Source organism: Egibacteraceae bacterium (assembly GCA_035540635.1).
In the GTDB taxonomy this organism is placed as follows: domain Bacteria; phylum Actinomycetota; class Nitriliruptoria; order Euzebyales; family Egibacteraceae; genus DATLGH01.
Window position 1 is genome coordinate 1 of record DATLGH010000027.1, and the last position, 14,994, is coordinate 14,994.

At 70.9% G+C, this 14,994-nt stretch carries 7 protein-coding genes; all 7 read left to right on the plus strand.

All coding sequences use genetic code 11. The features are described 5' to 3' along the window. Positions 1 to 198: 198 nt before the first annotated feature. Positions 199 to 1,149 carry a lytic transglycosylase domain-containing protein gene (locus VM324_04900; GenBank protein ID HVL98612.1) on the plus strand — a complete coding sequence of 317 codons (951 nt, stop codon included), beginning with the start codon at positions 199 to 201 and terminating at the stop codon, positions 1,147 to 1,149. A gap of 216 nt (positions 1,150 to 1,365) precedes the next feature. Continuing rightward, positions 1,366 to 4,164 (plus strand): helix-turn-helix transcriptional regulator, encoded by a 2,799-nt coding sequence (locus VM324_04905; protein ID HVL98613.1) that lies wholly within the window; start codon positions 1,366 to 1,368, stop codon positions 4,162 to 4,164. A 640-nt stretch (positions 4,165 to 4,804) separates the two neighbouring features. Next, complete coding sequence (locus tag VM324_04910; GenBank protein ID HVL98614.1) at positions 4,805 to 7,969, plus strand: hypothetical protein; 3,165 nt, start codon at positions 4,805 to 4,807, stop codon at positions 7,967 to 7,969. Positions 7,970 to 8,117: 148 nt separating this feature from the next. Then, positions 8,118 to 9,173: a hypothetical protein gene (locus tag VM324_04915; protein ID HVL98615.1), complete on the plus strand. Its 1,056-nt coding sequence runs from the start codon at positions 8,118 to 8,120 to the stop codon at positions 9,171 to 9,173. A 105-nt stretch (positions 9,174 to 9,278) separates the two neighbouring features. After that, a complete protein-coding gene (locus tag VM324_04920) occupies positions 9,279 to 11,255 on the plus strand; it encodes a SpoIIE family protein phosphatase (GenBank protein ID HVL98616.1) in 1,977 nt (658 codons plus the stop codon). Between the two features lie 61 nt (positions 11,256 to 11,316). Further along, a complete protein-coding gene (gene pcrA, locus VM324_04925) occupies positions 11,317 to 13,569 on the plus strand; it encodes a DNA helicase PcrA (protein ID HVL98617.1) in 2,253 nt (750 codons plus the stop codon). A gap of 387 nt (positions 13,570 to 13,956) precedes the next feature. Next, positions 13,957 to 14,655, plus strand: a complete 699-nt coding sequence (locus VM324_04930) for a hypothetical protein (GenBank protein HVL98618.1) — start codon at positions 13,957 to 13,959, stop codon at positions 14,653 to 14,655. Positions 14,656 to 14,994: the final 339 nt, after the last annotated feature.

Sequence of the window (14,994 nt, forward strand, 5' to 3'; positions counted from 1 at the left end):
CCCAAGAAACCCCCCAAGAAGTCCCCCACCCCGGCACCCTCGGGCGTCACCAATGGTGCGCCCGCACCGGCCAAGGCCAAGCCTGCGAAGGGGGCGCCGGCCACGGCTGCTCCCGCCCCAACGCCGAGTGCCCGCGCCCTCGCCCTGCCTCCGCAGGCGGGAAGCCGCCCCGCCGCCGGCCGGTCCGGGAGCAGAGGCGTGCGAGCCAGCGGCGGCCACCGGGTGGACCTGTGGACCGGTGAGCGCAGTGCCCTGCTGTCCTCGGACTGGCTCGGCTACCTCACCCTGTCCGGTATCGAGCCGTCACAGCACGCCCTCGACGACATCCCCGAGGAGATGCTCGCGCGTTACCAGTCCGCGACGATCATCTGCCCGGGCCTGCCGTGGCCGGTGCTCGCGGCCGTCGGCAAGGTCGAGACCAACCACGCCCGCAACCTCGGCGTGAGCTCGGCGGGCGCCCGGGGGCCGATGCAGTTTATGCCGGCGAGCTGGCGCGCGTTCGGGCTCGACGCGAACGGTGACGGCCGTGCGGACGTCAACGACCGTGACGACGCGGTGCTGAGCGCCGCCTCCTACCTGTGCGAGCACGGCGGCGGCGACCCCGAAACGCTGCACGAGGCGCTCTACGGCTACAACCACGCCTGGTGGTACGTGGAGCGGGTCCTGAACATCGCCCGCCGCTACGTCGACGGCGCGTGGGACCCCCAGGCGCCGCTCCTCCCGCTCGACGTCGACGCGCTGCTCCTCAATCCCCGCCTGAAGGTCTATCCCGGTGGGCGGGCCGACATCGCCGCCGGCCGCATCGACGGGCGGGTTCTCCACCTGCTCGCCCTGCTCACGCGGCAGCACGAGATCACCGTCGTGTCGCTGCAGACCGGCCACAGCAAGCACGTGGCCGGCACCAACCGCGTGTCGAACCACTACCTGGGACGCGCGGTCGACATCGCGGCGATCGACGGCGAACGCGTGAGCGTGAGCAGCGCCCGGGCCAGGGCGCTCGTGACCTGGCTCGCGTCGCTCGACGGGCCGCGAAGGCCCCGGGAGGTCGGCAGCCCCTTCGCCGACTTCCGCCCGCAGGCCGGGCACTTCAACGACGCGATGCACATGGGCCATGTCCACATCGGCTGGGGGGCCGTGCCACTCCACTGAGGGTGGCCCCAGTGAGGTTGGACCCGGCGGGCCCCCGCACCACCACTGGTGCCGGGGGCCGCCCCGCGTTTGTGGTTCCGGGGGTGAAGTGGATGGCTGGCCGATCTCGCACATGGCGAGTTCCGCATGCGGGATTTCGTCAATCTTGAGGATGACCGCGGTGCGTTCGCGGGCGAGGATTGAGGTCCATCACACCCGAAGGCTTGAGTTCACCCGATGGCAGATCGTGGAGACGCCGCAGTCGGCGCGCGCGGGGCGGCGCGGCTGCTCGGCCGTTCCGGCGAAAGGCAGGCGGTCGCGACGTTCCTCGCTGACATTCGCCGCGGCAGCCGGGTGGTAGTCGTCGTCGGCGAGGTCGGCATGGGCAAGACGCTCCTGTGGGCCCATGCCGTGGAGAGAGCGGCCGCTGGGGGCCACCGGGTGTTGGCAGCGCGTGCGGCGGCCGACGAGTCCAAGCTCGCCTACACGCTCCTTATTGACCTGCTCGAACCGGTCCTCGACGCCTCCCGCGGTCTTGCCGAGCCGTTGCGTGTTGCGCTGGAAACGGCGCTGCTGCGCCGAGGCTCTGCTGACGGGCACCGCACGGATGACGAGGGCGCCGTAGCTCGAGGTGTCCTCGCGATGCTGCGGACGCTTTCCGAGCAGGCACCCGTCACTGTCGCAGTCGACGACCTGCACTTGGCCGACGTGGAGTCCCGCAGAGCGCTCACCTTCGCGCTCCGACGGCTGCAGGCGGAGCCCATCGGCGTCTTCGCCACACTCCGTGAGCAGGCGGACGCGGCCGGTTTGGAAACGCGGGCCGGCCGGCACCCCAGCGACGTGCTGACGCTGGGCCCGCTGGAACGCGAAGCCTTCATCGACGTGGTGTGCGCGCACGCCATCTCCCAGCCGACGCTGTCGACCATCGAGCATCTCGGGGTCGCCACCGGCTGGAACCCGGGCGCGGCGCTGCTCATCGCCGAGGAGATGCACCGGCGCGGCGACCCGCCACTGCGTCCCGACCGCTTTCCGATCCCTGAAGTGCTTGCGCGACCGTTCACTCACGAGCTCGACGCCCTGCCGCAGACCACCCAAGAGCTGCTGCTCATCGCCGCATGCATGTCGCACCCCACCCTGGCGGAAATGGAGGCGGCAAGCGGCCACGCGGCTGCGGGCGCCGATGGTATCGACCCGGCCATGGCGAGAGGCCTCGTGAGCGTCACCAACGAACGGGTGCGGTTCGCCCACCCCATCCTGCCGTCGGTCATCTGCAGCCGCGCCACCCTGCGGCAGCGCCGCAAGGCCAACGAGCGCCTAGGCCAGGCCGTCGTCAACCCCGACGAGCAGGTGCGTCACGAGGCCCTGGCCGCCACCAGCGTCGACGCCGCCCTCGCCGACAGGCTCACGCAGGCCGGTCGCCGGGCCGCCGCCCGTGGAGCGATGTCGTTGGCCGTGGACCACCTCACCCGGGCCGTGCGCTTCACGCCGAGCGACCAGCGCTCCGCCGCCACGCAGCGGCGGATCCTCGCCGCGCGCTACCACCGCGGCGTCGGGGATGTCCGCAGCGCGAGGCCGCTGCTCGAACAGGCCGCCGCAGGTGCCACTCCCGGGGCTGACCGCGCCGAGGCGCTGCTCGCGCTCGCCGAGCTGCGACGCGACGGGGGTGAGCTCGGCGCCGCCGTGACGCTCCTCGTGCTCGCCGCTGAAGAGGCGACCGACACGCCAGCCCTCGCATCCACAATCAGCCGAGAGCTCGCCTGGATGCAGCTCCTGTCAGGGGATGCCCGAAGTGCTCGCTGCCGCGCCGCGGAGGCCCTCATCGAGGCCCGCCGATCCGGGCAAGGGGCAGCCCTTGCGGGCAGCCTCACGCTGTCGGCAACCCTCGCTCGCGTGACGCGGGGACGAGGCCGACCGGATCAGCTCGAGCGCGCCGCTGGCAGTGCGCGCGACGCCGCCCTGCCGATCGCGGTGAGCCATGACGTCGAGGCCGCCCGTTGCCACGCCGCAGCCGGTCGGTTCGAAGCCGGCCGAGCCGGCCTCGAAGCGCTGCACCGACGGCTCCTGCTGCGCGGCCGCGACGACGAACTGCCCTATCTGCTCGGCCACCTCGCGACGCTCGAATGCCGCGCCGCCCGCTGGGATATGGCGCTCACGTACAGCAGCGAGGGGATGGCGGTGGCGCGGCGCTGCGGGCTGCGGCTCATCGAGCCGTGGCTGCTGCATGCCGAGGCCTTCGCGCGCGGCTGTCTCGGCCAGCACCCAGAGGCGCGGGCGGCCGCAGAGGCAGGCCTGCGGCTGGCCACTGAACAGGGTGTGGCGTGGTGGGCGTGGCGTAACCGGTGGGTGCAGGGCTTCATCGCCCTGTCAGAAGGTGACCTGCAGGCCGCGGCGCAGGCGCTGGTGCCCGTGCAACGTGCGGCCCGTGAGGCCGGCGTCGTCGACGTCGACGAGACGCCGTGGAGCACCGACGCCTTCGAGGCGCTCATCGGGCTGGGGGAGCTGGAAGCGGCCGAGCAGGCCCTGACCGACCATGAAAACCTCCTTGCGTTGCAGGACCGGCCGGTGGCCAACCTCATCGCGGACCGCTCCCGCGGCCTGCTCGCCGCCGCGGTGGGCGATCGCCCGGAGGCGCTGACCTGCCTCGAACGGTCGACAAAGGGCCTCGAGCGGCTCGAGACGCCCTTCGAGCTGGCCCGAAGCCTCGTCGCCTTGGGGATGATTCAGCGACGCGACCGCAAGCCGGCAGCGGCCTCCGCGGCGCTGACCGAGGCGGCCGCGATCTTCCGGCGGTTCGGTGCGACGGTCTGGGCGGACCGCACCCGAGCGGAGTTCCCCCAGACCGAGTCAGGCTCGACCGGCCCTCTGACGCCGACGGAGCGCCGCATCGCCTCCTTGGCTGCCGACGGCCGCACGAACAAGGAAATCTCGGCCCTCGTCTACGCCAGCCCCAAGACCGTCGAGTCGCACCTGTCGCGGGTCTACCGCAAGCTCGGTATACGCTCCCGCGCCGAACTGGGGCGGGCGCTCGAGCGGTAGGGGGGCCACTGGGCGCGCCGCCGCCCGCCGCCTCATCGAGGCCGGTCCGTCGCCTTTGTAGCAGACTATGGTGCTTATTCGATCGCTGTATGGGTTTCCCCGACGCTCTCGGCGACCGGCGGACGACAAGGGCCACGGCACGAGCGAGGCGGGCGAGTTCACTGCCAGCCGGCGCGGCGGACCGACGCGACGCCTTCTCCGATGTGACGCCGACGACACCTCACCACGGGGGGCCATCAGCGCCATCGCAGGCACCGGGTTCGCCCTGGCATGCACCGCCGACAGGTACTGCCCAGGGGACGCGGTGCCCCGCGGAGGTGGCTACCTTCCTCGCCCGGGCCCTGCGGCTTGTCAGATCTGAACGGCACGCCACCGGTTGCTCGTCCCCCGTTCGGTGTGTCACGACGGGTGCGAAAGGAGCGCGACCGGTGGCAAACCTCATCGCGGACCACTAGTGGCCATAGGGCTTCGCCGGGTTTGTACCCCCCGTTAGGGGGATACCCCGGATGCCAGGGCATGCGGCAAGGGCGACACTGATGGGGCACCGGGCGGTCCCGCTTTGCCGGGCCGTCGTTCACCGGTGTAGGCGAGACGCGACTTGCGAGCGCATCGGAGCGGACCGGTGCCGAAGGGGGAAACCATGTCATCGACACTCATCACGACGGCGCCTGTGCCACGCGCACGAGCGCGCACAGCGCTCATCCTCGCCGTGACGCTCCTGGCGGGCTTGTTGCCGTTCACCACGCCGCCCGCCAACGCGACAAATGACCCCGATCGGATCAGCTTCACCCTCGAAGGGTGCCGCAACCCGGGGACCGACTACAACCCGGACGCCACCCCGGCGGACCTCGTGTGCGACGACAAGAACTACACCACGGGGAATCTCGGCAAGTCGTGGAACGAGCTCGACCTCGTCCCCCACCGGGTCACTCTCGTGAACGCCCACCAGACCCAGACGTACACCTTCATCGTCGCCGGCGACTACGTCAACAACGCCGGGACGGCCGTCGGGTGGGACTTCATCAGCGAGCTGACCCTCAACACGGCAAAGTCGGATCCGGCCTGCCAAGCCGTAACCACGGGGCCGCTGACGATCACGCCAGAGGGCCAGGGCGCCGGCGGCGCTCACCAGACCATCTACCGCACCGTGACGATCACCCAGCCGGCCAACACGACCTGCGTGTACGACTACTACCAGCGGCTGGCAGTCGGGGCGTCGAAGTTCAGCGGCTCGTCGCTGCAGTCCAACCTGTGGAACCAGCGGCTCACCTCGTCCGGCATCGGTCAGAAGCGCATCTCCATCCCTGTGAAGGAGATCCTTCCGCAGGAGCTCAGCAAGACGATGCGCGCCCAGCAGGGGGCGTCCAACCTGTGGACGCTGGAGAAGACGGCCACCCCGGCGGAGATCAGCTTCGACGATCTCTGCGACCCGACGGCCCCGAAGACGGCGAACGTCACGGTGAAGATCTCCTGGACGAAGAGCACCGTGCCGGGTGAGAACATCATCGTCACCACGACGATCACGGTCACCAACCCGTCGCACCGGACCGTCGAGGTGACGGTGTCGGACCAGGTGTACGCAGGGCCAGGCTTCGGCAACCCGGTGCTACCGCCGGATGTCCGCACCTTCGCTCTGCCGCCGGGAAGTTTGTCCTACACGAACACCCACGTCAGGCCCTCGGGCGAGGCGAGCTTCTACCACGACGTGGCAACCGCCAGCTACCAGGACGTGCTCACCGGCGCGCCCATCCCCGGCACGACGACGGCCACGGCGTCGGCCAACGTGCAGACGCTTCCCGCCGACAGCGGCGCCACCGCCACGGTCAGCGACGTGGAGACGATCACCGGAACGGGTCTAAAGTTCCGGGTGACGTCGGTCACCGGCCCGGGCGCCCCGGGGACCTTCACACCGGCCTACACGCCAGGCGCCAGCGCGCCACTGGTGACCAACTTGACTTGGAACTCCGCCACCCAGTCGGGCAGCGGATCGGTGACGTTCAACAAGCAGGTCGTCGCCGAGCAGGTCGTGGCGGGCAGCGGCGCGCTGGCTGACACCGCGACGCTCACACCCGCCGGCCAGGCGGCGCTCGAGGAGAGCGCGGAGGTCGACATCACCCTCGACGCCGAGGTGGACCTCGACATCCGCAAGACGATCCCGAACGTCCTGACCGGCAACGAGACGCAGACCTTCCACTTTGAGGTGTCGCCTGGGTCGACCTTCGACGAGAACGACGTCGTCAAGACTGAGTCGATCACCTTCACGGCCAACCAGACGGACAAGACCGTGACCGTGAGCGGTTTGGAGCCCGGCACCTACACGGTGCGGGAGTTGCCGGCGACCGGCTGGGACGCCCAGGCGGACAAGACCGTGACGATCACCCTACCGGCGTGCAGCGGCGGCGTGCGGTTCGACAACACCCACCGGCCGGCGCGGGCGCAGGTTCGCAAGGTCACCTTGCCTGCGGGCCACGAGGCCGGCTGGACGTTCACGCTGACCGGTCCGGGTGTGCCGACCAACACGACGGTCACGACCACCGGTGCCGGGTTCATCCAGTTCCCGGTGGACCTGACCGCGGAGGGCACCTACACGGTCACCGAGACGCCCCAGTCCGGGTGGGACCAGACGAGCCCTGCGGGGACGTGCCAGTTCGCCGTGAACTTCCCCGCGGACGCCGGCCGGACGTTCGACTGCGTGTTCACCAACACCCAGCGCGGGCAGATCATCATCGAGAAGATCACCATCCCCGCCGGGTCCGCCCAGCAGTTCGCCTTCGCCGGCGACGTCAGCGGGAGCCTCAGTCACGGCCAGACCGCCTCGCGACAGGTCGTCCCGGGCACGTACACCTCGAGCGAGACCGTGCCCGCCGGCTGGGACCTCGTCAGCATCCAGTGTGACGACGCGAACAGCACCGGGGCTGTCAACACGGCGACCGCCACGTTCCGGGTGGAGCCGGGCGAGACGGTGAAGTGCACGTTCACCAACCGCCAGCGCGGCTCGGCCGAGGTCATCAAGACGACCAACGGCGCGATCGACCCGACGAAGGACTGGCAGTTCCGCCTGTCCGGCCCGGGGCTTGCCGCCGGTGGGGTGACCGACACCTCCTTCGGCAAGGCGGACGGGAAGCTCACCTTCGGCGGCGTGACGCTGACACCCGGCGTGGACTACACGCTGTGCGAGCTGAACGTGCCGGCGAGCTTCTCGGCCCTGTGGAAGCTCGACGGGGTGATCGTGACCCCGACCAACCCCGACAACCCGGAGAACCTCGGCAACATGTGCTACACGTTCCAGGTCGCCCCTGGTGAGAAGCGCGTGTTCGAGGTCGACAACAGCCGGCCGGGCGGTGAGCCGCGGACCATCGGCTACTGGAAGAACTGGAACCGCTGCACCGGCGGCAACCAGGCCGCCAACGCCGACCGCAACGGCGGCTCGGCCAGCGGCTACTACCTCGTCGAGGATCTGCTGCCGCAGACCATCGGCAAGTACACCGTCGACACGTGCATCAAGGCGGTGCGGCTGCTGAACAAGCAGGACAGCAGCGGCCGCAACAAGGCGAACGACGCCGCCTACGAGCTCGGCGCGCAGATGCTGGCCGCCAGGTTCAACCTGGCTGCCGGCGCGGAGACCTGCAACGGTGACGCGCAGAAGCTCGTTGACGACGCCCAGGCCCTGCTGCTCTCCATCAACTTCACAGGGACCGGGGACTACCTCGGCTCGAAGGTGAAGGGTCAGCTAGCCACGGTGCGGGCGCAGGCCCTCGCACTGGCACAGCAGCTCGACGACTACAACAACGGCGACCTCTGCTAGCAGCACGTCACTCAAGAAGGAGGCCCCCGCCGGGGGCCTCCTTCGCGTTCGGGCACGAGGGGCGGGCCTGCCATGGGGGCCCAGCCAACGCCTCGTGGGAGCCCTGACGGCGAGTAGGACGGGCTCGGAGCGGGCATGTCGCAGAGCCATGGCGAGACTGCGACGGGTCGACTGCTCCGCGCCGGGCTACACGCGCCGGCGGCGGGGTCGGGGCTTCGAGTACTTCTCCGCCCGCACCGGCGAGAAGGTCACCGACCCGGAGACGCTGCAGCGGATCAAGGACCTCGTGATCCCCCCGGCTTGGGAGGCGGTGTGGATCTGCCCGCACCCCAACGGGCACCTGCAGGCGGTCGGCACCGACGCGGCGGGACGCAGGCAGTACCTCTACCACCCGCAGTGGCGCACGCGGCGCGACGCGGAGAAGTTCGACCGCATGGTGGACTTCGCGGGGGCGCTGCCGGCAGCCCGGCGCACGTGCGCCGAACACCTGGGCACAAGCGACGAGCTGACCCGCACCCGCGTGCTCGCCTGCGCGCTGCGCCTGCTCGACCACGGCTTCTTCCGCATCGGCACGGAGGCCTACGCCGAGGAGAACGACACGTTCGGCCTCGCCACGATGCGCAAGGAGCACGTGCGCCTGCTCGACCAGGCCGTGGAGTTCGACTACCCCGCCAAGGGCGGTAAGCGGCGCGTCCAGTCGATCGTCGGCCCGGAGGTGTTCGCGGTCGTCAGCCGCCTCAAACGCCGCCGCTCCGGCGGCCAGGAGCTGCTCGCGTACAAGGACGCCGGCCGGTGGCGCGACGTGTCCTCGGCGGACATCAACGAGTTCGTGAAGGACGTCGTCGGCGAGGCGTTCTCCGCCAAGGACTTCCGCACCTGGAACGCCACGGTGCTCGCCGCGGTCGGCCTGGCCGTGTCCGGGCACGCCGCCACGTCGCAGTCCGCGCGCAAGCGGGCGATGTCGCGGACCGTCCAGGAGGTCGCTCACTACCTCGGCAACACCGCCACCGTGGCCCGCAACTCCTACATCGACCCGCGGGTGTTCGACCGCTACGAGTCGGGCTGGACGATCGCCGGAGCGCTGCAGTCCCTCGGCGACGCCGAGTTCGGCCACCCTGCCATCCAGGGCACGGTCGAGCAGGCGGTGCTCGACCTGCTCGAGGAGCGCCGCGGCTCCGAGGCCCTCGAGCGCGTCGCGTCCTGAGCAGGCCGCGGCTCAGCGCCGGTATTGTGCCCGCCGCCCGGGGGGGCAGAATGGGCGTCTGTGCCGCCCTGTTCCGCGGGGCGCGGTCCGCGTGGAGGGTTGGCAGTGGACGTCTCACCGACCGCCTCCGACGAGGCGCGGCTTCGGCTGGCCCTTGCTGTGGCCGAGCTCGGGGTGTGGGACTGGGACGTCGTGACCGGCGAGCTCGAGTGGGACGAGCGGGTCGCCGAGCTGCACGGGGTGGACCCCCACACCTTCGACGGGCGGCTCGAGTCGTTCCTCGCCCGGGTGCACCCCGACGACCTCGCCGGGTTGCAGGAGGCCATCCAGGCGGCGCTGGCAGCACGCTCGCGTTTCCTCCACGAGTTCCGCGTGCTGCGCCCGGACGGCACGACGGCGTGGGTACAGAGCCGCGGGCAGGTCCACGCCGAGGGCACCGTACCCGTGCGCATGCTGGGTGTGAGCGCGGACACCACGGTGCTGCGCACCGCTCGCGAGCGGGCAGGCCGCACCCTCCAGCACGTCAGCGACGGCGTCGTCGTGTTCGACGCGAACTGGCGGGTCGTCTTCGTCAACGCGCAGGCCGCCCGGCTCGTGCAACGCGACGTGCAGGGCCTGGTCGGGCGGGTGCTCTGGGAGGAGTTCCCCGAAGCCGCCGACACGGTGTTCGCGGAGGTCTACCACCGGGCGATGCGCACGCAGCGGCCGGAGGAGCTCGAGGCCTACTACGGCCCCCTGGAGGGCTGGTTCGAGGTCCGGGTCTTCCCGGCGCCGGACGGGTTGACGGTGTACTTCCGCAACGTCGACGAGCGCCGCGCCGCCGAAGAGGAGCGTGCGCGACTGATCCGGCAGCTCACCGCGTCGCTCAACCACAGCGAGCAGCTGCTCACGTTATCCCGCACCCTCGCCGCGACACTGACCCTGGAGGAGGTCGCCGACGCGGTTACCACGCACACCCGGGCGGCCCTCGGCAGCCTGTTCGCGGGCGTCGCGCTGCTCGATGAGGACCGCGAGACCCTCCGCTACGTGAGCATGTCGCCGCTGCCCGACGACGTCGTGCGGGCCTGGACGGAGTTCCCGCTCGACATGGCGGTGCCCGCCGCCGACACGGTCCGCCGCGGTGGGAGCCTCATGTTCCCCGACCGTGCGGCGATCGTGGCCGTCTACCCCCACATCGCCGAGGACCTCGAGCGGGCCGGGACCCAGGGCATGGCCAACGTGGCGCTCGTCGCGTCCGGCAGGACGATCGGCGCGCTGACCGTCACCTGGGCGGAGCCGCACACCTGCGATGAGGAGGAGACCCGGTTCCTCGACACGCTCGCCGGACAGTGCGCGCAGGCGATCGAACGCTCCCGGCTGTTCACCCGCCAGCAAGGTGTCGCCGAGACCCTCCAGCGCGCGATCCTGCCGGAGCGCCTGCCGACCGTGCCCGGCGTGGCGCTCGCAGCCTGCTACGAGGCGGCCGGCCACGGTGTGGACGTCGGCGGTGACTGGTACGACGCCTTCGAGCTTCCCGGGGGCCTGCTCGCCCTCGTCGTCGGCGACGTCGCCGGCCACGGCATCCCCGCCGCGGCCGTCATGGGGCAGCTGCGCAACGCCGGCCGCGCCTACGCCCTCGACGGTCACGGCCCCGGGGCGGTCGTGACGCGGCTCAACCGGCTGCTCTGCCACAGCGCGCGATCCACGTGCGCGACGGTGGTGTGCGCGACCCTTGACCCGGCAACCGGCGCGCTTCGCTGGTCGAGCGCCGGCCACCCCCCGCCGGTGCTCGTCGACGCCGGCTCCGCCCGGCTGCTCGAGCGGGTCCACGGCCCGCTGCTCGGTGCCGACCCCGCAGCGGGCTTCGAGGAGAGCGCGCTCGACCTCGCCGAGGGCGCGACGCTCCTGCTCTACACCGACGGCCTTGTCGAGCACCGCAGCCGTGGCATCGGTGCGGGTCTCGACGAGCTGCTCGGCGTCGTGGCTGCCGCCTCGACGAGCGACCTCGACGGGTTCTGCGACGAGGTCGTCGCCGGCGTGCTGCCGCAGCTTCGCCGCGAGGACGACGTGTGCCTGCTCGCCGTCACCCGGCGCGCGTCCTGACGCCCGAAGGGCTGCGGGGGTGCCGGCGGGCCGCCGGGTACCCACCGGTAGACTCAGGCCCGTGAGCGATGCTGCTTTCCTCGCCGACGAAGGACCTGTCGCGGAACCGGCCAGCCCGGAACTGCTCGAGGGCTTGAACCCCGAGCAGCGGGCGGCGGTCACCCACCCCGGGGGTCCGCTGCTCATCCTCGCCGGTGCGGGTTCGGGCAAGACGCGGGTGCTCACCCATCGCGTCGCCCACCTCATCCGCGACCGCGGCGTGAACCCCTTCGGCATCCTCGCGATCACGTTCACGAACAAGGCCGCCGACGAGATGCGCGACCGCGTGGGGCGGATGGTCGGCGACCGTCTCGTCGGTGTGGAGCGCAACCCCGACGGGTCCATCCGCACGCGACGCTGGGGCGGCATGTGGGTGGCGACCTTCCACGCGGCCTGCTCGCGGTTGCTGCGCGCCGAGGCGCCGCGCCTGGGCTACGACAAGGCGTTCACCATCTACGACGCCGCCGACTCCGCCCGCCTCGTCGCGCTCTGCGTGAAAGAGCTCGGCATGGACCCGAAGAAGGTCGCGCCCCGGGGCGTCGCGCACGCGATCTCCAACGCGAAGAACGAGCTCATCGACTTCGACACCTACGCCCTGCGCGCCGAAAGCTGGTACGAGCGCCAGGTCGCCGAGGTCTACAAGCTCTACCAGTCGCGGCTGCACCGGGCGAGCGCGTTCGACTTCGACGACCTGCTCGTCAAGACCGTCGAGCTGCTCCAGCTCTTCGACGACGTGCTCGCCGGCTACCAGGAGCGCTTCGCGCACGTGCTCGTCGACGAGTTCCAGGACACCAACCGCGCCCAGTACGAGCTCGTGAAGCTGCTCGCCGCCGAGCACCGCAACATCGCCGTGGTCGGTGACGATGCGCAGTCGATCTACGGCTTCAGGGGCGCGGACATCCGCAACATCCTCGACTTCGAGCGCGACTTCCCCGACGCGACGCGTATCACCCTGGACCGCAACTACCGCTCGACGCAGACGATCCTCGACGCGGCGAACGGGGTCATCGCGAACAACACCCGGCGCATCGACAAGCACCTGTGGACCGACGCCGGCGGCGGTGTGCAGGTCGTGCGCTACACCGCGGACAGCGAGCAGGACGAGGCCGCGTTCGTCGTCGAGGAGATCGACCTCCTGGGTGACCGCCACGGCGTGGCCTACGGCGACTGCGCGGTCTTCTACCGGACCAACGCGCAGTCACGCGTGCTCGAGGAGGTGCTCATCCGCCTCGGCATGCCCTACCAGGTCGTCGGCGGTACGCGCTTCTACGAGCGCAAGGAGGTCAAGGACATCCTCGCCTACCTGCGCCTGCTCGTGAACCCGGCCGACGACGTGTCGGCCCGGCGGGTGCTCAACGTGCCGCGGCGGTCGATCGGGGCCAAGACCGAGGAGGCGCTCGACCTGTTCGCCGGCCGCGAGGGTGTGTCGTTCATGGACGCCTGCCGGCGGGTGGAGCAAAACCACCTGCTGTCGGGGCGGGCGGTCGGTGCGGTGAAGGAGTTCGTGCGCCTGCTCGACGGGCTGCGCACCCTCGTGGCCGAGGACGCGGCGAGCCTCCCGGAGCTCGTCGAGGCCGTGTGGACCCGAACCGGCTACCTCGCCGAGCTCGAGGCCGAGCGCACCATCGAGGCGGAGGGGCGGGTGGAGAACGTCCGCGAGCTCGCGAGCGTCGCCGCCGACTTCACCGAGCTGGTGCCGGACGCGACCCTTGGCGAGTTCCTCGAGCGGGTGGCTTTGGTCAGTGAGTCGGACGATCTCGCCGCCGGCTCGTCGCGGGTGACGCTCATGACGATCCACAACGCCAAGGGCCTGGAGTTCCCCGTCGTGTTCGTGGTCGGCATGGAGGACTCGGTGTTCCCCCATCACCGTTCGCTCGGCGACCCCGGGGAGCTCGAGGAGGAGCGGCGGCTGTGCTACGTCGCGATGACGCGGGCGAAGCAGCGGCTGTACCTCACGAGCGCGTGGAGCCGCACGCTGTTCGGCGGCACCCACGCCAACCCGCCCTCGCGGTTCTTGAAGGAGGTGCCCCCCGAGCTCGTCGACCACCGGTCGGCTGATCAGGGCGGCCCGTCGCGGCGGGCAGCCGCCCGTCTCGAGGGGGAGGGCGAGGGCGAGGACGTCGCCGTGGGCGACCGCATCCTCCACCCCCGCTTCGGTCCCGGTCTCGTCCTCGAGTTGTCGGGCAGCCACGGCAAGGAAGAGGCGCTCATCCGCTTCGACGAGTCGGGCACGAAGCGGTTGCTGCTGGCCTACGCTCCGCTCGTCCGCGCCTGAGATCGGGTGTCGGGGCTGCGTCACCTGTGGGATGACTCAGTCCCGACACCGGATGGGCAGCGGCCGCGCTTGCCTGCGGTGTCGGGGCTGCGTCACCTGTGGGATGACTCAGTCCCGACACCGGATGGGCAGCGGCGCGTCCAGCCCCCCGAGATCTGCGGCGCGCGGGGCGCACGCCGGTGTCCGGCTACCGGCAGTCGCGAGGGGCCCAGGACTTCGCTCGTCCTGGCCAAGTGAGGATCTGGGGAAAAGTGGGTTGTCGTGTTTGGGCCGGGCTGGTTGAGTCTGCCCATGTCCGCACCGCAGCGCCCGGCCGAGGCCCCGACCTGGACGAGCCCGCCCCCGGCCGAACCGCCGCGGCTGCCCACCTGGGCCGTGGCTCTTTGCTTGGCCATGATGATCGCTGCCGGCGTGCTGGTGGCGAACGTGCTGCTCGGCCGGGAGCCTGCTGGCGAGGAAGCCCAGCCTCCGCTGGCGGAGACGACGCCAGTGGATTCCGAGCCGGGCCCCGAGCCTGAGCCTGAGCGTGATCCGGTCGATCCGGTGCTCGCCGAGCTGCGGGCCACGGACCGCTTCGTCGCTTTCGCCGAGCACGACCGGGCGGAGGCGGCGTGGGCCGACGGAGAGGTCGCCTTCGGGTGGAACAACTTCGCAGTGGTGCACGACAAGCAGGTGACCCACGAGTGGACAAACAAGACGGAGCTGTGGGACGAGGTGATCCCACCGATCCGCGATCAGCTCCTCATGCTCGGTGAGCCGTACACCGAGCCAATGTGGGACGAGGAGCGCCCCTCGCCCGCGTCCATCGGCGCTAGCTGGCCGGACGAGGTCACGGGCGGGCGAGGGCAGTATGTCGAAATCACGGGCCGTTACTTCGACGAGGAGCGGGGCACCCCGGTAGAGCGCAACTGGGCGGTGCTTATCGCCACGGGTGATGACGGCAGCGGGGAGCTGGTGGGGCGCATGCCGCCCATCGAACTCGTCCCCAGCCAAGCGAGGAACTTCCGCCACGCGGATGAACTGGTCCGCATCGCGGCGTGGGAGTGGGTGCAAGCTCAGCCTGTACTGCATGGAGGAGGCGCCTGATGCGCCGGTTTCCATACTTGACCATCCTTCTGGCCCTTGGGGTGGCTGTGACGAGTGCACTATGGCCCGGCCAGGGGCTAGCCCAGGAGGGGTCCCCTCCAGAGCGCGAGGACGAGCGTAAGGACCTCGAGTGTGGTCGGTGTTCGAATCTGTCGGCGGACTACGACACCGGTCCGTACGCCACTGAACGGGAGGTTTCCCCGGGCACCGTGGGCTGTGACCCGTCCGTGACCGCGCCGGGGGCGGCCGGAAATTGTCCGCGGGTGGGTCCGGGGCGGCGGGGTGGTGCCGGCGGTGGCTCCGGCGATGGGGACGGTAGCGGAGGCGGTGGTTCAGGAG